At 68.8% G+C, this 17485-nt stretch carries 19 protein-coding genes; 7 read left to right on the forward strand and 12 right to left on the reverse strand.

Going from position 1 to position 17485, the window contains the following annotated elements:
- Positions 1–10 precede the first annotated feature (10 nt).
- Both ACSHWB_RS12195 and ACSHWB_RS12200 read right to left on the reverse strand, forming a co-directional pair.
- Positions 11–871, reverse strand: coding sequence for a TIM barrel protein (locus ACSHWB_RS12195; RefSeq protein ID WP_439662143.1), 861 nt, complete (start codon positions 869–871; stop codon positions 11–13).
- A 2-nt stretch (positions 872–873) separates the two neighbouring features.
- The gene (locus tag ACSHWB_RS12200) at positions 874–1869 is read right to left on the reverse strand and encodes a Gfo/Idh/MocA family protein (RefSeq protein WP_439662144.1); all 996 of its coding nucleotides are present in this window, start codon (positions 1867–1869) and stop codon (positions 874–876) included.
- Between the two features lie 134 nt (positions 1870–2003).
- On the opposite strand from ACSHWB_RS12200, the gene ACSHWB_RS12205 reads away from it, so the two are divergent.
- The 5 genes from ACSHWB_RS12205 to ACSHWB_RS12225 all read left to right on the forward strand — a co-directional run bounded on the left by ACSHWB_RS12205 (position 2004) and on the right by ACSHWB_RS12225 (position 6332).
- The gene (locus ACSHWB_RS12205; protein WP_439662145.1) at positions 2004–3005 is read left to right on the forward strand and encodes a LacI family DNA-binding transcriptional regulator; all 1002 of its coding nucleotides are present in this window, start codon (positions 2004–2006) and stop codon (positions 3003–3005) included.
- On the forward strand, positions 3002–4495 hold the full coding sequence (locus tag ACSHWB_RS12210; RefSeq protein ID WP_439662146.1) for a CoA-acylating methylmalonate-semialdehyde dehydrogenase: 1494 nt from the start codon (positions 3002–3004) through the stop codon (positions 4493–4495). Before ACSHWB_RS12205 ends, ACSHWB_RS12210 begins: the two co-directional genes overlap by 4 nt.
- Positions 4496–4814: 319 nt before the next feature.
- On the forward strand, positions 4815–5177 hold the full coding sequence (locus ACSHWB_RS12215; protein WP_439662147.1) for a hypothetical protein: 363 nt from the start codon (positions 4815–4817) through the stop codon (positions 5175–5177).
- A gap of 382 nt (positions 5178–5559) precedes the next feature.
- A complete protein-coding gene (locus ACSHWB_RS12220; RefSeq protein ID WP_439662148.1) occupies positions 5560–5826 on the forward strand; it encodes a hypothetical protein in 267 nt (88 codons plus the stop codon).
- Entirely contained in the window at positions 5823–6332 is a 510-nt protein-coding gene (locus ACSHWB_RS12225; RefSeq protein ID WP_439662149.1) for a BTAD domain-containing putative transcriptional regulator, read from the forward strand. The genes ACSHWB_RS12220 and ACSHWB_RS12225 overlap by 4 nt, the downstream gene beginning before the upstream one ends.
- A gap of 46 nt (positions 6333–6378) precedes the next feature.
- Here the strand turns inward: ACSHWB_RS12225 and ACSHWB_RS12230 are convergent, their stop codons facing one another.
- The 3 genes from ACSHWB_RS12230 to ACSHWB_RS12240 are packed head-to-tail and all read right to left on the reverse strand — an operon-like array spanning position 6379 to position 9374.
- A complete protein-coding gene (locus ACSHWB_RS12230; RefSeq protein ID WP_439662150.1) occupies positions 6379–7890 on the reverse strand; it encodes a tripartite tricarboxylate transporter permease in 1512 nt (503 codons plus the stop codon).
- Positions 7891–8409 (reverse strand): tripartite tricarboxylate transporter TctB family protein, encoded by a 519-nt coding sequence (locus tag ACSHWB_RS12235; protein ID WP_439662151.1) that lies wholly within the window; start codon positions 8407–8409, stop codon positions 7891–7893. It lies immediately after the preceding gene.
- On the reverse strand, positions 8406–9374 hold the full coding sequence (locus ACSHWB_RS12240) for a Bug family tripartite tricarboxylate transporter substrate binding protein (protein ID WP_439664577.1): 969 nt from the start codon (positions 9372–9374) through the stop codon (positions 8406–8408). The genes ACSHWB_RS12235 and ACSHWB_RS12240 overlap by 4 nt, the downstream gene beginning before the upstream one ends.
- 130 nt (positions 9375–9504) lie before the next feature.
- On the opposite strand from ACSHWB_RS12240, the gene ACSHWB_RS12245 reads away from it, so the two are divergent.
- Both ACSHWB_RS12245 and ACSHWB_RS12250 read left to right on the forward strand, forming a co-directional pair.
- Positions 9505–11040 (forward strand): ATP-binding protein, encoded by a 1536-nt coding sequence (locus ACSHWB_RS12245; protein ID WP_439662152.1) that lies wholly within the window; start codon positions 9505–9507, stop codon positions 11038–11040.
- Entirely contained in the window at positions 11037–11708 is a 672-nt protein-coding gene (locus tag ACSHWB_RS12250) for a response regulator (protein WP_439662153.1), read from the forward strand. Before ACSHWB_RS12245 ends, ACSHWB_RS12250 begins: the two co-directional genes overlap by 4 nt.
- On the opposite strand, the gene arfB is transcribed toward ACSHWB_RS12250, so the two are convergent.
- The 7 genes from arfB to ACSHWB_RS12285 form a co-directional block, all read right to left on the reverse strand.
- Complete coding sequence (arfB, locus tag ACSHWB_RS12255) at positions 11691–12119, reverse strand: alternative ribosome rescue aminoacyl-tRNA hydrolase ArfB (RefSeq protein ID WP_439662154.1); 429 nt, start codon at positions 12117–12119, stop codon at positions 11691–11693. The two genes, ACSHWB_RS12250 and arfB, sit on opposite strands and share 18 nt — an antisense overlap.
- 10 nt (positions 12120–12129) lie before the next feature.
- Positions 12130–13284 (reverse strand): SigE family RNA polymerase sigma factor, encoded by a 1155-nt coding sequence (locus ACSHWB_RS12260; RefSeq protein WP_439662155.1) that lies wholly within the window; start codon positions 13282–13284, stop codon positions 12130–12132.
- Between the two features lie 54 nt (positions 13285–13338).
- Positions 13339–14400 carry a phosphoribosylformylglycinamidine cyclo-ligase gene (purM, locus tag ACSHWB_RS12265; RefSeq protein ID WP_439662156.1) on the reverse strand — a complete coding sequence of 354 codons (1062 nt, stop codon included), beginning with the start codon at positions 14398–14400 and terminating at the stop codon, positions 13339–13341.
- A 30-nt stretch (positions 14401–14430) separates the two neighbouring features.
- The gene (gene purF, locus ACSHWB_RS12270) at positions 14431–15936 is read right to left on the reverse strand and encodes an amidophosphoribosyltransferase (RefSeq protein WP_439662157.1); all 1506 of its coding nucleotides are present in this window, start codon (positions 15934–15936) and stop codon (positions 14431–14433) included.
- Between the two features lie 97 nt (positions 15937–16033).
- A complete protein-coding gene (locus ACSHWB_RS12275) occupies positions 16034–16396 on the reverse strand; it encodes a hypothetical protein (protein WP_439662158.1) in 363 nt (120 codons plus the stop codon).
- Positions 16396–16698, reverse strand: coding sequence for a hypothetical protein (locus ACSHWB_RS12280; RefSeq protein ID WP_439662159.1), 303 nt, complete (start codon positions 16696–16698; stop codon positions 16396–16398). Before ACSHWB_RS12280 ends, ACSHWB_RS12275 begins: the two co-directional genes overlap by 1 nt.
- A complete protein-coding gene (locus ACSHWB_RS12285; RefSeq protein WP_439662160.1) occupies positions 16698–17444 on the reverse strand; it encodes a maleylpyruvate isomerase N-terminal domain-containing protein in 747 nt (248 codons plus the stop codon). The genes ACSHWB_RS12280 and ACSHWB_RS12285 overlap by 1 nt, the downstream gene beginning before the upstream one ends.
- Positions 17445–17485: the final 41 nt, after the last annotated feature.

Genomic DNA, 17485 nt, shown 5'->3' on the forward strand with positions numbered 1-17485 from the left:
TCCAGTCCCTTCAGAGGATCTTGCTGAGGTGCGCGAGGCTGCGCCCGGTGTCCTTCAGTGGTTTGTCCACTGGACTTCCGTCCTTGAGCTGGGTGTCCTGCTCAAGCACGAACCAACCGGTGTAGCCCGCCTCTTGGACGAGCTTCACCAGCGCTTCCACGTCCACGTCGCCGTCCCCGAGCGGCACGTAGATGCCCTGTTCCACGGCATCGTTGTAACTGAGCTCGCCGCTGCGCACCTTCGCCGCGATCTCGTCACGCACGTCCTTGAGGTGCACGTGACCGATGCGGTCCGGGTAGCGGCGCGCCAGCTCGACCGGGTCCGTACCACCGATGAGGAGGTGGCCGGTGTCCAGGCAGAGCTGGAGATCGGAGTCCGCGAGGAACCTGTCGACCTCCGCCTCCCGCTCGACGTGGGTGCCCACGTGCGGGTGCAGCACGGTTTTCAGGCCGTGCGCGGCGGCGATCTCACGGATCTTCGCGCAGGTTGCGACGAGGGTGTCCCACTCCTCGTCGCTGAGCTTCGACGTCTCGTCGTACCCGTCCAGGCCGGTCGCGGCGGCGAGCACGAGGACCTCGGCGCCACCGGCCTTCAGGATCGCGGCGACGCGGTCTGCTTCGTCCAGAGTGGACTGGACGTCGGTGTGCAGCGTGACCGCGAGGAAGCCGCCGACCAGCGTGAGGTCGTGGCCCGCCAGCAGGGTCTTCAACGCTTCGGGGTCGGCCGGCAGGTAGTCGGGCGGGCCGAGCTCGGTGGCGGTGAGACCCAGGGAGTGCATCTCGGCTAGAACCGTGTCGGACGGGAGCACGTTGCCCCAGCCCGGCACCTCGCACACGCCCCAGGAGATCGGTGCCCCAGCGATCTTCGCCATGCCTAGTTCCCCTCGATCCTCACCGGTGCGCCGCTGCGACGCGACTGCTCACAAGCTTCAGCCAGGCGGAGGCTGATCAAACTCTCTCGCGCCGGGGACGGGTTCGCGACCTCGCCCTTGATGACCTGCGTGAACAGGTTCATCTCGTTGACGTACGCGCGGTGGAAACGCTCGGGGAAGCCGGGATAGGCGTCCGGTCCGGCGACGTGGCCACCGGGCTCCAGCGAGTTCAGCGGGGTGCGCGGGTCGACGCCGGCGACCAGCGAGTCCTTGCTGCCGAGGACCTCGATGCGGTGGTCGTAGCCGACCGGGTCGTGCCGGCCACCGGCCAGCGTGGCGTGCGCACCGCCGGCGAACTTCAGCATCACGACGGCGTTGTCCACGTCGTCGGCGTCCGCGAACGCCTGGTGCACCAGGACGGAACCGCTCGCGTAGACCTCGACGACCGGCTCGCCGACCAGCCACGGCACGCAGTCCAGGTCGTGGATCAGCAGGTCGCGGAAGATGCCACCGGAGGCGGGCAGGTAGGAGAAGTCCGGCGGGTTCGCGTCGTTGCCGACGGCCCTGACCAGGTAGATGTTCCCGACCTCACCCGCGCGGATGCGGCGGTGGAGCTCGTAGACGGCAGGGTCGAACCGGCGCTGGAAGCCCACGAGCACCTCGACGCCGGACTTCTCGACGTCCGCGATCAGCGCGGCCATCTCGGCGACGTCGCTCGCGATCGGCTTCTCGCACAGCGTGGGGACGCCCTTGCCGATCGCCGCGCGCAGCATCTCGGGGTGCGTGTTCGTGGGGGTGGCGAGCAGGACGCCGTCGACGTTGCCCAGGAGGGTGTCGAGGTCGTCGACCGCCTTGGTCCCGGCGAGCTCAGCCGACGCCTGCGCTGCCCTGCCGGGCACTGGGTCGAAGAGTTGCACCTCGTCGACTCGATCCAGTGCCGCGAGGTTGGTCGCATGCATGGTGCCGATCCTGCCGACACCTGCTACTCCGATCCGCATCGCAGGTTTCCCCTGTTCATCGACGTGATGTGTTAGAGCGCTCTATTGGTTGGAGCGCTCTAATGCTGTAGCTTCCGTCACACGGGTGTCAAGGGTGGGTTTCCAGTCCGTGACGTGAGGGGAGGTGGTTCCAGGTGGTCAGGCCGACGATGGAAGACGTCGCTCTGCGGGCGGGCGTGTCCCGCGCACTGGTGTCACTGGTGATGCGCGGTTCACCCAAGGTGAGCGAGCTGCGACGCACCGCTGTTCTGAAGGCCGCCGAGGAACTGGGGTACTCCCCGCACGCCATGGCGCGGTCGCTGGCCTCGCGCACGTCGACCGTGCTCGGCGTGATGGTGTCCGACCTGCACAACGCGTTCTTCGCGGAGGTCGTGGACGGCATCGACGAGGTGGCGCGCGAGCAGGGGTTCGACATCATCATCAACACCGGTGGCCGCTCACCCGCCCGTGAGCGCCGCGCGCTGGAGTCACTGCTGTCGTTCCGCCCCGCCGGTTTGATCCTGCTGTCGCCCGTCGTGCCGGCGACCGCCATCGGCAAGGCCGCCGAACAACTTCCCGTCGTGCTGGTCGCGCGGTCGTCCCGGGTGTCCACTGTGGACACAGTGAACGACGACGGCGAGCAGGGCGCACGACTGGCCGTCGACCACCTGGTCTCTTTGGGGCACAAGCACATTGCGCATTTAGACGGCGGTGAAGGCACCCAGGCCGGACCTCGTCGGCGCGGGTACGTCGCCGCGATGGAAGACCACGGACTCGTGCCGCAGGTCGTGTCGTCCGAGTACACCGATGCCGCCGGCGCGCGGGCGATCCGTTCACTGATCGAGGACGACGCCCTGCCGACGGCCATCTTGTCCTGCAACGACTTCAACGCGGTCGGTGCCATTTCGGCGTTGGAGGACGCCGGGCTGCGCGTGCCGGCCGACGTTTCCGTGGTGGGGTACGACAACACCTCGCTGGCCGCGTTGCGCCACGTCTCGCTGACCACGATCGACCAGCCCCGTGCCGAGTTCGGCCGGTTGGCCGCCGACGCGCTTCTGCAGCGCGTTCGTGAAGAGCGCACCGAACCCGTGCGCCATCTCCTCAACCCCTCGCTCGTAGTCCGCACCACGACAGCTCCCCCAGGAGGACCGCGTTGAGCACCATCCCCCACTGGATCGACGGCGCCCGCACCACGGGGGTGTCGTCCCGCACGTCCGACGTCTTCAACCCAGCCACGGGCTCCGTCGCCGCGCAGGTCGTGCTGGCCGAGCAGGCCGACGTCGACCTCGCCGTGTCCTCTTCATTGAAGGCGGCGCAGTCCTGGTCCGAGTCGTCGCTGTCGACGCGCTCACGGATCCTCTTCGAGTACCGGCACCTGCTGCACACCCACCGCGACGAGCTCGCCGCGATCATCACGTCCGAGCACGGCAAGGTGCTCTCGGACGCGGCCGGTGAGGTGCAGCGCGGGCTCGAGGTCGTCGAGTTCGCGTGCGGCATCCCGCAGCTGCTGAAGGGCGAGCACTCCGAGCAGGTCTCGCGCGGGGTCGACGCGTACTCGTTCCGGCAGCCCCTCGGTGTCGTCGCGGGCATCACGCCGTTCAACTTCCCCGTGATGGTGCCGATGTGGATGTTCCCCATCGCCATCGCGACCGGGAACACGTTCGTGCTCAAGCCTTCCGAGCGCGACCCGTCCGCTTCGCTGCGGCTGGCCGAGCTGTTCAAGGAGGCCGGGCTGCCCGACGGCGTGCTGAACGTCCTGCAGGGCGACGCCTTCGCGGTCAACGCGCTGCTCGACCACCCGGACGTCGCCGCCGCGTCGTTCGTCGGCTCGACCCCGATCGCGCGGCACGTCTACTCGCGCGGCACGGCGGCCGGCAAGCGCGTGCAGGCCCTGGGCGGCGCCAAGAACCACATGGTCGTGCTGCCCGACGCCGATCTCGACGTGGCCGCCGACGCCGCGGTTTCCGCAGGGTATGGCTCCGCCGGCGAACGTTGCATGGCCATCTCGGTGGTCGTGGCGGTCGGTGAGACGGGCGACGCGCTCGTGGAGAAGATCGCCTCGCGGACCCGCGACCTGCATCCGTCGGTGCTGCCGGGCACCGATCCCGCCGCCCAGATGGGGCCGCTGGTCACCGGTGTCCACCGGGATCGCGTCCGGTCCTATGTGGACGCTGGAGAGGCGGCCGGTGCGTCGTTGGTCGTGGACGGCCGCGGCTATGCGCCCGAAGGACACCCGGATGGCTTCTGGCTCGCGCCGACGTTGTTCGACCACGTCACCCGTGACATGACGATCTACACCGACGAGATCTTCGGCCCGGTGCTGACCGTCGTGCGCGCCGAGACGTTCGAGGACGCGCTGGAACTGGTGAACGCCAACCAGTACGGCAACGGCACGGCCATCTACACCGGTGACGGTCTGGCCGCCCGCGAGTACCAGCGGCGCGTGCACGTCGGCATGGTCGGCATCAACGTGCCGATCCCCGTGCCGATGGCCTACTACTCGTTCGGTGGCTGGAAGGATTCGCTGTTCGGCGACACGCACGTGCACGGTGCTGAGGGCGTGAAGTTCTACACGCGAGCCAAGGCGGTCACGGCTCGGTGGCCGCAGCAGCACGGCGTGAATCTGGGTTTCCCCACCCACGGCTGATCCGTTCGGAGCAACGGCCGCCCCGTCCGCCTCAGGCGAACAGGGTGGCCGTTTCCATTTGGTACGAACCAATAGAAGGCCGGACAACTCGCTGATCTGGACAAACGAACTAAGCGAACGATTGTCCTGTTGAAAACGCCGTCAATTTCACTGATCTTGGAATATCAGGACACGACGGATCAGTTCGACAAAGGTGCTGGACACGGAGGTAGGATCCGCGTTCACACAGTCGAACACCGCTCCCTTTCTCGCGGGCGCCGCCCCGTTCGTTACACCCGCACAAAGGGAGAAGTACGCCTCAGCAGGAGGACCGAACACGATGTCGCCCAGCGAGGACGACAGTCCGTTCGCGACGGCATGCCGCGCCACCAACCGTTCCGAATTCATCCATGCGCTCGACCGGCTGCGCACGTCGAGGAGGCTGTCGTACCGGCAGGTCTCGCTCAACGCGGGCGACCTGGCGCTGGCGAAGAGCAGCGCGCACGCGATGTGCACCTACCGGCTCCCGAAGCAGGAGGACCCGCTCAGAGCTTTCCTGACCGGCTGCGGAGAGCCACCGGCGACGCACGACGGCTGGGTGGAGCAGTGGCGGCGCGTAACGGCCTCCCGCGCCAACAGGAGGCCGCACCCCGCTGCTCAGCTGGTCCAAAGCTCGGCCAGGGGTTCCTCACCACCGGAATAGCATTCCGGTGCGCTCGCGAGCCTAACGGTCGGCCACAGCTCCGGCCAGAGAATTGGACGGCATTGGACCTGGACAATACGACCAATCGGCCAGGGCGTGGTCAGCGACTGCGGAAAAATGGTCAGAAACTGGCCAGTTGGACCTGATTGGACGGAGCTGGACACCGTTGTACTGGACATGAAAAACCTGGACGCTGATTCAGTTGGCAATCACCCGTGTGAGTGACATGCTCGTGGTCAAGCCGTTATGTCGCCGGGTCCGGCGGCAACGCCAATTGCCCGCACGGACGCTTTCCACACATACGGCTTTTCGCTGTTCTGCAAATCAGTTGGTCCACCCGGCGCGCGGTGACGCCTGCGCCGACCCCATCCAGGAGTTTCTGATGACCACCACCCCTTACAACGGGGCCCTTCACCCGCGCCGGCGGTGCTCCACCTCCGGCGCCAGCACGGTCATGCTGGCGACAGCCGCGTTCGTCTTCACCGCGTGGATGCTCGCGCACGACCACTCGCCGGTCGTCTCCGTGTCCACCACGGCCGCCGTGCTGGCCGTGACGATCACGCTGGGCCGCAGCCGTCCGTTCACCGCGAGGTTCGGCCCGCTGCCGCCCGCGAGCCCGATGGTGGTCTGGCCGGAAGAGCAGCGATGACCTACCCGGAGGGCGATCCGCTCGAACGCCTGCACCGGCTCTGGCCGCAGCTCCTGCTCGGCCTGTCGAGATCGAGCAGGCGTGCGGAGGCGATCGCGGCCTACCGCGAGATGAGCGTGATCATCGGAGCGGAACTCGGCTTCGATCCTCAGCCGGCGAAGCCGCTGATCGCGACCTCGACCGCCGAACTGCGAGCAGCGACCGAGGCCGAGTTCATCGAGCTGCTGCGGACGATCCAGGTCCGGTCGGGCCTGACCCTGCCGGAGATCCACCGGCGGGCGGGCAGACGGCTGCCGCGCAGCCAGGTCTACTCCCTGCTCAAGCGCGGCAAGCTGCCGACGAAACCCGAGCAGGTGCGGGCGTTCGTGACGATCTGCGGAATGCCGGAGCCGCAGGTTGCCCGCGTGATGGAGTTGTGGGCGACGTTGCGCGAGCAGACCGAGCTCGCGGTGCGCGGGCCGGAGGACGAGAAGCCGTTCGCGATCCTCATCGTGCGCAGCGCATGAGAACGCCCCCGCTCGGTTCCTGAGCGGGGGCGTTCGCACAACGCGATCAGGCGTCGACCTTCTCGCGTTCCGGCTCCGCCGCGGCAGGCGGCTTCGGCAGGAACCGCTTGAGCAACGGGAAGAACAGGATCACCACGATGATCACGTAGACGATGACCGCCATCGGGCTGTTGACCAGACCGGTGAGCGACCCGTCCGACAGCTGCAACGAGCGGCGCATCTGCTGTTCCGCGGCCGGGCCGAGGATCACGCCGATGATCGCGGGCAGCACCGGCAGGCCGTAGCGGCGCATCGCGAAGCCCAACACGCCGATCACGAACATCAGCAGCAGGTCGAAGATGTCCGCGTTGACCGCGTAGGCGCCGACCGAGGCGAAGAACAGGATGCCCGCGTACAGGTACGGCCGCGGGATGCGCAGCAGCTTCGCCCACAGCGGTGCCAGTGGCAGGTTCAGCACCAGCAGCAGCGTCAGGCCGATGAACAGCGACGCGATCAGCGCCCACACCAGGCCGGACTCGCGCTGGAACAGCAGCGGTCCCGGCTGGATGCCGTACTGCTGGAACGCCGCGAGCATGACCGCCGCGACCGCCGTGGTCGGCAGGCCCAGCGTCAGCATCGTGACGAGAGTGCCTGCGGCAGAAGCGGAAGCCGTGGACTCCGGGCCCGCGACGCCCTCGATGGCGCCCTTGCCGAACTCGTCCTTGTGCTTGGAGAGCCGCTTCTCCGTCACGTACGACAGGAAGGTCGGGATCTCCGCGCCGCCCGCCGGGATCGCGCCGAACGGGAACCCGATCACCGGGCCGCGCAGCCACGGCTTCCAGGTGCGCTTCAGGTCCGCCTTCGACAGCCACGGACGCCCGACCGGGATCGGCTCGAACGGCTTGCGGCGCAGGTGGGCCGCGACCCACAGGGCCTCGCCGACCGCGAACAGCGCCACCGCGACCACGACGATGTCGATGCCGTCGGCCAGGTGCAGCGAGCCGAACGTCAGGCGCTGCTGGCCGGTCATCTCGTCCAGGCCGACCAGGCCGAGGGTGAGACCGATCAGCAACGACGCGACACCGCGGATCCGGGAGGCGCCGAGCACCGAGGTCACGGCAATGAAAGCCAGCACCATCACGGCGAACAGGTCGGGCGCGCCGATGTCGACGGCGTGCTTGGCCACGAACGGCGCCAGCAGGACGATCAGGATCGTGCCGATGATGCCGCCGGTGAAGTGGCCGATGGCAGCGGCGGCAAGCGCTTGCGCACCACGTCCCTTGCGGGCCATGGGATTGCCTTCGAACGCGGCCACCACGGCGGCGCTCTCACCCGGTGTGTTCAGCAGGATCGACGTGGTCGAACCGCCGAACATGCCGCCGTAGTAGATGCCCGCGAACATGATGAACGCGCCGGTCGGCTCCATGCCGTAGGTGACGGGCAGCAACAGGGCCACCGCCATGGCCGGGCCGATGCCCGGCAGGACGCCGATCGCGGTGCCCAGCAGCACGCCGATCGCGGCGAGCAGCAGATGTGTCGGCGTCAGCGCGGTCGCGAAGCCGTCGAGCAGTTGTTCCACCTAGAACACCTCCATCAACGGGCCACCGGGGAGCGGGACTCCGAGCAGGTTGTTGAACACCACGAAGGTGAAGATCGACAGTCCGGCCGCGATCAACGGGTCGCGCACCAGGTTGCGGCTGCCCAGGGCGTAGGCCGCTCCCCAGAACAGGATCGCGCCGGAGATCGGGAACCCGACCACGCCGATCAGCGCGGCGTTCGTGAGGAAAGCGCCGCACAGCAGCAGGACCGTGCGCCAGTCGGCGGGTGCGGACAGGTCGACGTCCTCGCCGGCCTCCGCCTCGCCGCGGCCGCCGCGCAGCACGTCACGGGCCAGCAGCGCCGCGACGATCAGCAGCAGCGAGCCGACCAGGATCGGCACCGCCTTCGGGCCGACGGGGCCGCGCTGGGCGAAGTCCGTGGGGATGCGCATCGCGTCGGTGAGCACCAAGACGCCGAGCACGACCAGCAGGGCGGAGATGCCCAGCTCGGAGTGTTCGCGGAGCCAGCTCTTGCGCTCCGGCTTCGTCACGGTCGTCATGCCAGCCCCAAGTCCTTGAGCACCGTTGCCACCCGCTTGTTCTCGTTCTCCAGGAAGGTCCTGAACTCGTCTCCCGGCGCGAAGGCGTCCGTCCAGCCGTTGCGCTGCAACGCTTCTTTCCACTGCTGCGTCCGCTGGAGGTTCTGGAACACCTCGACCAGCTTCGCCTTGTCGGTCGCCGAGATGCCCGGCGGCGCGACGATGCCGCGCCAGTTGGTGAACTCGACGTCCACACCGGACTGCTGCAGCGTCGGCGCGTCGATGCCGTCGATGCGGTCCTTGCTCGTCACCGCGAGGACGCGCAACGTGCCGGCCTGGATCTGGTCGCGGTACTCGCCGACGCCGGAGACGCCGAACGCGACCTTGCCGCCCAGAACGCTGGCCAGCAGCTCGCCACCACCGTCGAACGGGATGTAGTTGACGGTCTTGGGTTGCAGGCCCACGGCCTTCGCGATCAGCATCGGCGCGAGGTGGTCGGGGCCACCGGGAGCGGAACCGCCGCCGACGGTCACCGTGCCGGGGTTGGCCTTCCAGGCGTCGACGAGTTGTTGCATCGACGTGTACGGCGAGTCCTTCGCGACCACGACGATGTCCGGTTCCTCGATCAGCTTCGCGATCGGGGTGGTGTCGAGCAGGGAGTTCGGCGACTTGTTCGTGTACACCGCGCCCACGACGCCCAGACCCATCGACATGATCAGCTTGCCGTTGCCGCGCTCACCGACCGTCCGCCCGAGTCCCACCGTGCCGCCCGCGCCGGGGAGGTTGAACACCTCGGCGTTGCGCAGCAGGTCAGCGTCCTCCATGGCCTTCGCCGCCGTGCGCGCGGTGATGTCGTAACCGCCGCCCGGCGCGTTCGGCACCAGCACCCGCAACGCCCGCACCTGGCTGCTCTCGCCGCTGTCCGCACCCGGCGTCAGCAGCGGTGGCACGAGCAGGACGGCGAGCAACGCCGCCGCCACCGCCACCCACACCTTCACCGACACTGTGATCCCCGCCTCTCGTCCGCGTGGTTGGACATGTTGCTCTCGTGTAAACCTTGATGTCGCTCTTGCGCTTCTAAGGTTTCTTTCGGTCTTTCTGGTCACGGGAGGTCTCATGCGTCGCCGCCGTTCCCTGGCCAGCCAACTCCTCGCATGGCAACTCGTAGTCGTCACGCTGCTACTGGGCGCGGTGGGCGCGCTGACTGTCGTCCAGACGGGCAGCAACTTTCGCTCCAACGAGGAACGCCGAATGCTCTCGGTCGCCGAGACCGTCGCCGCGAACTCGCTGGTCCAGGAGGAGATGGGCAACTGGCGGCTGCTGTCCGCGCCCGCCGAGACCGCCCGCAGCCTGTCCGGCGCCTCCTACGTGCTGATCCTCGACGAGAAGCGGCTCGTGATCGCCTCACCGGACCCGGCGCAGATCGGGACCACTTTGGACACTCGCACCACGGCGCTGGACGGCCGTTCCTGGACGGGCACGAGCGGCGACTCCATCGAGGCGCACGTGCCGGTGTTCGACCCGATCAGCCGCCAGGTCAACGGCATGGTGGTCGCGGGCGCGGAGGACCCCGGGATCTTCGCCGGCGCGCTGGAGCAGCCGGTCGACGTGCTGCGCTACCTGGCGATCGCGCTGATCATCGGCGTCACCGGGTCGTTGCTGCTGGCCCGCCGGGTGAAGAACCAGACGCTCGGGCTGGAGCCGCACGAGATCACCGCGCTGGTCGAGAACCGCGAGGCGTTGCTGCACGGCATCCGCGAGGGCGTCGTCGGGCTCGACGGGCAGCACCGGATCACGCTGGTCAACGACCACGCGAGCGACCTGCTGGCGTTGCCGGAGGACGCGGTCGGCCGCTCGGTCGAGGAGCTGGAGCTCAACGACCGGCTGCGGGACGTGCTGACCGGCCGCGCGACCGGTGTCGACCAGCTCGTGCTGCGGCAGGGCGTGGTGCTGACGCTGAACCGCATGCCGATCGACGGCGCCGGCGCGGTCGTGACATTGCGAGACCGCACGGAACTCCTTGCGCTGCAACACGAACTCGACGCTTCGCAGCACGCGACGGACACGCTGAGGGCGCAGGCGCACGAGTTCGCGAACCGGCTGCACACCATCGCCGGCCTGATCTCGTTGAAGGAGTACGACGAGGTCACCAACTACATTCACCAGATCAGCTCGGCGCAGGACCAGTGGCGGACCGAGGTCGGCTCGTCGATCGGCGACCCCGCCGTGGCCGCGCTGCTGATCGCCAAGGCATCGCTCGCGGCCGAACGCGGCACGGCGCTGCGGATGGGCCCGGACAGCGTGCTGGGCAGGGTCGACGAGGCGCTGTCCGCGGATCTGGTGATGGTGCTGGGAAATCTCGTCGACAACGCGTTGGACGCGCTGGGCTCGCTGAACACGAACGGCGCTGGGAAGTGGATCGAGGTGGGTGTGATGCAGCTGGACGACGAGGTCCAGGTCGTGGTGCGCGACTCGGGTCCCGGGGTGGCACCGGAGCTCGCGGAAGAGGTGTTCCGGCACGGGTTCACGACCAAGGCGGCATCCCACGGCGAACGCGGCATCGGGCTCGCGCTGATCAGGCGGGCCTGCCTGCGGCGCGGCGGTTCGGTGAGCGTGTCCGGTTCGGTCTTCACGGCAAGGCTGCCCTGGTGATCCGGGTGCTGGTCGTCGACGACGACTTCATGGTGGCCAAGGTGCACAGCGGTTACGTCGCGCGCACCGACGGGTTCGTCGTGGCCGGGGTCGCGCACACCGGTGGCGATGCGCTGCGGCTGGTGCGGGAGCTGAAGCCGGACCTCGTGCTGCTCGATGTCTACCTGCCGGACGTGAACGGCCTCGAAGTGCTGAAGTCGTTGCGCGCCAACGAGGACGTGGACGTCATCGTGATCACGGCCGCGACCGACGTCGAGACCGTGCGCAGTGCGATGCGCGGCGGCGTGCTGCACTACCTGATCAAGCCGTTCGACTACTCGGCCCTGCGCGACCAGCTCGCGCACTTCGCGTCGTTGCGGGACAAGCTGCATCGGCTGGACTCGGCCGGGCAGGCCGACGTGGACCAGGTGTTCGGGGCGCGGCCGACCTCGAAGCCGTTGCTGCCCAAGGGTTTGACGCCGGAGACCGCGCGACTCGTGGAGAACGCGCTGAAGGCCAACCCGCAAGGACAGTCGGCGTCGGAGTGCGCTTCCTCCACGGGTGTCGCCAGGGTCAGCGCGCGCCGGTACCTGGAGCACTTCGTGTCGACGGGACGGGCGGAGGTCCGGCTGCGCTACGGCGGAACCGGCCGGCCGGAACGGATCTACGCGCTAGTCCCAGGAGCCTGAACGGCCGCGGCCGCGCTTGGTGTCCGCACGGCGCTTCTTCGAGGCGATCCGGCGTTCCTGCGAACCCCTGGTGGGCTTGGTCGCCCTGCGCACCGGAGGCGGTGGCGCAGCGGCCTCGCGCAGGATCACGGCGAGGCGTTCGCGGGCGGCGGCGCGGTTCTGCAGCTGCGCGCGGTGCTCGGAGGCGGCGATCGTGAGCACGCCGTCGACGAGCCTGCCGGCCAGCCGGTCGAGCATCCGCTGTTTGAGGTGAGCGGGGATCGACGGCGAGGCAGCCAGGTCGAACGAGAGCTCCACACGACTGTCCGCCGTGTTCACTCCCTGCCCGCCCGGCCCACCTGACCTGGAAAAACGTTCGCGCAGCTCGGACGCCGGCACCACCAGCGTCCTCGTCACGGTCACGTCGTTCATGTCTGCAAGGTTAGAAGGTCAACCCCGGAAGTGTCGCGATCTTTATCAGCTCCTCGCGGTCGAGCACCGGCGCGGGCCGCTGCGGAGCCCCGCCGATGTCCGGGTCGCCCCACACCGCGTTGCTGAAGCGGCCGATGTTGTCGCTGCTGAGCATGATGCTCGTGCCGTCGGGGCGGATGGCGTCGACGTACACGATCTGCGCCCCTGGGGTCGTGCTCGGCAGCTGGATGCTGCGGATCCTGATGCCGTCACGTTCCTCGATGCGGCACGACGGATCGTCGCAGTTGCCCGGGTCGGGGCTCGTGGCACGGCCGATCGCGATCGTGACGCCGCCGGTGCCCTGTGCGTCTCGCAGCCTGGCCACGGCTCGTCGCTTGTTGTCGGGCGTGTTCGTGTCGCGGGTGAAGAACACGAACGCGTCGGCCCTGATCTCGGGAACGCCCTCGGCGGTGATGCCCGGCGGCAGCCGATAGCCCTTCTGGAGCAACGCCGTGAGCTGGGCGTTGCGGTCGGCCGCTGAGCCCGAGTCCGACATCGCCGGGGCCGAGGTCTTCTGCGGCGACGTGGCGAAGTACCCGGTCATGCCCGCCCCTGCCAGCAGCACGAACGACAGGGCCGCCGCGATCGTGGTGCGGCGGCGGACCAGTCTGGTCCTGCCCTTGCGGATCACCTCCGAGGTGTAGATCCGCGACACCGGCTCGTTCTCGAGCAGGTCGCGCAACGCGGCGAGGCCCTTGGCGGCCTGACTCTTCACCGTGCCCTCCGTCCTGCCGAGGATGCGGGCGGTCTCGGTGATGCTCAGGTCCTCCCAGTACCGCAGCACGACGACGGCGCGTTGCCCCGGTGGCAACGCGTCGAGAGCCCTGCGCAGGTCGACGTCGGAGGCCGCGTCCGTGACAGCGCTCTCCGGCACGGCGTCGACGATGCGTTCGCGCTGGAAGAACCCGCGCCGGGTCTCGTCGATGGCGGTGCGCACCAGCACCTTGCGGGCGTAGGCGTCGACGCTGTCCTTGCGCACGCGCGACCAGGCCACGTACATCTTGATCAGCGCGGTCTGGACGATGTCCTCGGCGCGATGCCAGTCGCCGCACAGCAGATAGGCCGTGCGGCGCATGACAAGAGCGCGTGCGTCGACGAACTCCCCGAACTCGCGGTCGCGGTCCAAGTGCCCCCTCCTCGGTCGCCGCTTAGTACGCGGCGACCTCGTCAGGAGGTTGCCTCAGAAACGCGGGTGGTCGCCGACCAGCTTGGCGCCGCCCTGCTCGGACTTGGTGATCTCGCCGAGCACCCACGCCGGCACGTGGCGGGCGGTGAGCACGGCCAGCGCGCGGTCGACGTCCTCCGGCGCGACGACGGCGACCATGCCGACGCCCATGTTGAACGCCTTCTCCATCTCCTCGCGCTCCACGCGGCCGCGCTGGGCGATGAGCTGGAACACCGGCGCGGGCGTCCAGGTGCCGCGGTCGAGCGTCGCGTGCAGGCCCTCCGGCAGCACGCGGGCCAGGTTCGCGGCCAGGCCACCACCGGTGACGTGGGAGAAGCAGCGGACCTCCGTCTCGGCGATCAGCGCGAGGCAGTCCTTGGCGTAGATCTTGGTCGGCTCCAGCATCTCCTCGCCGAGGGTGCGGCCGAACTCCTCGACGTGGCCCTCCAGCGGCATCCGCGCGATCTCCAGCAGCACGTGCCTGGCGAGCGAGTAGCCGTTGGAGTGCAGGCCGGACGACCCCATCGCGATCACGACGTCACCGTCGCGGACCCGGTCGGGGCCGAGCAGTTTGGAGTGCTCGACCACGCCGACGCCGGTGCCGGAGACGTCGTAGTCGTCGTCGCCCATCAGACCGGGGTGCTCGGCCGTCTCGCCGCCGAGCAGCGCGCAGCCCGCCTGGACACAGCCTTCCGCGATGCCCTTGACCAGCGCCGCGATCTTGTCGGGAACGACCTTGCCGACCGCGATGTAGTCCTGCACGAACAGCGGCTCCGCACCGCACACGACCAGGTCGTCCACGATCATGGCGACCAGGTCGATGCCGATGGTGTCGTGCTTGTCGAGCGCCTGCGCGATCGCGATCTTGGTGCCGACGCCGTCCGTGGAGGACGCGAGGATCGGCTCCTTCCAGCGGTCGAGCTTGAGCTGGAACAGGCCGGCGAAGCCACCGATGCCACCGAGCACCTCGGGGCGATGCGCCTTGGCCGCCCACGGCTTGAGCTTCTCCACCGCCTCGTCACCTGCGGCGATACTGACTCCGGCGGCGGCGTAGGTGGCCTTGGCGCTGTCGGTCACGTCAACTTCTTCCACTTGGATCTGGGATGCCTAAGGGCGACGCAGGGCGTCTTCGGCACCATAGCCGCTCGCCAGAACGGGAGCGGCTGAGCCCGACACGCCCTTGAGGCCCTCGAGCAGGTGCTTGCCGATGAGCGCGTCCTGCGGCAGTTCGATCGGGTAGTCGCCGTCGAAGCAGGCGGAGCACAGCCGTGACTTGGGCTGCTCGGTCGCCGCGACCAGCTGCTCCAGCGACACGTACCCGAGCGAGTCGGCGCCGACCGAACGCCGGATGCCGTCGTCGTCCAGGCCGTTCGCGATCAGCTCCGCCCGCGAGGCGAAGTCGATGCCGTAGAAGCACGGCCACTTGACGGGCGGCGACGCGATCCGCACGTGCACCTCGAGCGCACCGGCCTCGCGCAGCATGCGCACGAGCGCGCGCTGGGTGTTGCCGCGCACGATCGAGTCGTCCACGACGACCAGGCGCTTGCCGCGGATGACGTCGCGCAACGGGTTCAGCTTCAGCCGGATGCCGAGCTGGCGGATGGTCTGCGACGGCTGGATGAACGTCCGGCCGACGTAGGCGTTCTTGACCAGGCCCGACCCGTACGGGATGCCGCTGGCCTGCGCGTAGCCGATGGCCGCCGGCGTGCCGGACTCCGGCACCGGGATCACCAGGTCGGCCTCGACCGGGTGCTCCTTGGCGAGGCGGCGGCCGATCTCGACGCGCGTCGCGTGCACACCGCGGCCGGAGATCGTCGTGTCCGGGCGCGCCAGGTAGACGTACTCGAAGATGCAGCCCTTGGGCTCCGGCGTCGCGAACCGGCTGGACCGCAGCCCGTCGGCGTCGATCGCGATCAGCTCACCCGGCTCGACCTCGCGCACGAAGCTCGCGCCGACGATGTCGAGCGCCGCGGTCTCGCTCGCCACGACCCAGCCGCGTTCCAGCCGGCCGAGCACCAGCGGGCGGACACCGTGCGGGTCGCGCGCCGCGTACAGCGTGGACTCGTCGGAGAACGTCAGGCAGTACGCGCCCTTGACCGTCGGCAGCAGCTCCAGCGCCGCCTGCTCGATGCCCTTGTCGGCCGCCGCGTGGGCGAGCAGGCCGCAGAGGATGTCCGAGTCGGTGGTGGCGCCGTTGCGCTCGACGATGCCAAGGCCCTTGGCCTTCTCCAGCAGCTCGGCGGTGTTCACGAGGTTGCCGTTGTGGCCGAGGCTCAGACCGGACCCCGCGGCGGTGGTGCGGAACGTGGGCTGCGCGTTCTCCCAGGTCGTGGACCCGGTGGTGGAGTAACGGCAGTGCCCGACGGCCACGTGGCCCTTGAGGCTCTGCAGGACCTGCTCGTCGAACACCTGGCTGACGAGTCCGAGGTCCTTGAAGACGACGACCTGCGATCCGTCCCCGACCGAGATGCCCGCCGCCTCCTGACCGCGGTGCTGCAGGGCGTAGAGCCCGTAGTAGGTCATCTTGGAGACGTCTTCACCCGGAGCCCAGACGCCGAAGACGCCACACTCCTCACGGGGTTCCTGTTCGGACTGGGAATGGTCGTCGACCACCGAATTGGCTCCCTCACGATGGGGCTGGCTGCAACCCGAGTGTAAGTGGAGCAGGGGGCCAACCACCCCCTCCAGACCCCTGGTGAGGTGATGAAACTCATGCCATCCGGCACTTCGAGAGCTGCAGCGGGATGCCGTTGAGGTACTCGAAGCCCTCGGACTGTTCCTGGCCGACGCAGATGATCTCGTCGCCCACCGCCACCTCGTCGCGCGCCTTCTGCTCGTCCTCGAAGTCGTCCGGCTCCGCGAAGGCACCCTTGAAGGAGCTCTTGCCGGGTGCGCCGCCGGGCAGGTTGCCCGCGAGGTCGAGGTAGATGCGGGTGGCACAGATGACGTCGCTGTAGCCGCTGTAGCAGATGTTGATGCTGGTGACCTTGAAGCGGATCTCGCCTTCCCAGCGGCCGAGCCCGCAGCCGGCCAGGACGAGGCAGGCCGCGAGCACCGCGATGGTCTTGCGCATCAAGCCTTTTTGCAGTTCGTGACCTGGGTGCGGGTCGAGATGTGCTTCTCGTTGACCTGCTCCTGGGTGACGTGGCACTTCACCACCTCGCCGACCGCGACGGGATCGGAGAACTCCCTGGCGAGGACCCGGCCCGAGTACCAGTCGCTGATCATGTCGACCGGCTGCTCCTGCGCCAGGGCGAGCTCGTACCCCTCGGAGTCCGCCTTGGTGACCTTGAACTTCACGTCGCCCTCGTACCTCTTGTCGCCGCAGGCGGTCAGCGCGAGGCAGCTCAACAGGACCACGACCAGTTTGCGCATCAGTGCCCCCGTCCGACCTGGAGAACGTCCAGCACGCGCTTGTCGCCGGTCATCTCCTTGAAGTTCATCCTGTTCCAGAGCCAGAAGTAGACGACCTCGGCCTCGCCGGTCACCTGCGCGTCCCCCTCTTCACCCGGCGCCGCGGCACGGAGTTCGGGCACCTCACCCGCCCTCAGGGAGATCAGCCACGACTCCGGTACGTCGGTGGGACGCACCACCGCGGTGCCGGTGACAGTGCTCGGCACGTCTCCGTCGAGGTTGGCCGCGACGATCGTGCTCAGCACCTCGTCGATGCCGTCGACGCAGAGGTCGGTGTCCGTGGCCACGACCTGACGGACGACCGTCTGCGCGTCGAACCGGCGCAGCACCGTCTCGTGCGCGATCCGCCGGTGCCACACCCAGGCCAGGTCGGGGGCGGCCGGCGAGAACGTCCACACCGGGCGGTTTCCCGGCACGGCCGTGAGGATCTCCGCGGCTGCGGTCAGCTGCAGGTCGAGGTACTGCAGCGGCGACAGTCCGGCGGGAGGGGGCGACGGCCGCATCGCGGTGCGGCTGCCGGTGCGCAGGTACTCGGTGGAGGTCTCCAGGAAGCGCGCGAGGTGGATCACCAGGTCCTGGACGGTCCAACCGGGCCGGGTCGGCACCTCGGCCGCCGGGTCCGCGTCCGCAACTGCCTTGCGGAACAACTCCGCCTGCTCGATGAACACAGCGGTCCACCGCTGGGCCGTCCACCCTGTCTGCACCATGAACGACATCGTGCCCGAAAGCGTCCACCGGCGAAGGCGGA

The sequence above is a fragment of the Lentzea sp. HUAS TT2 genome (assembly GCF_051853195.1).
GTDB lineage: Bacteria > Actinomycetota > Actinomycetes > Mycobacteriales > Pseudonocardiaceae > Lentzea.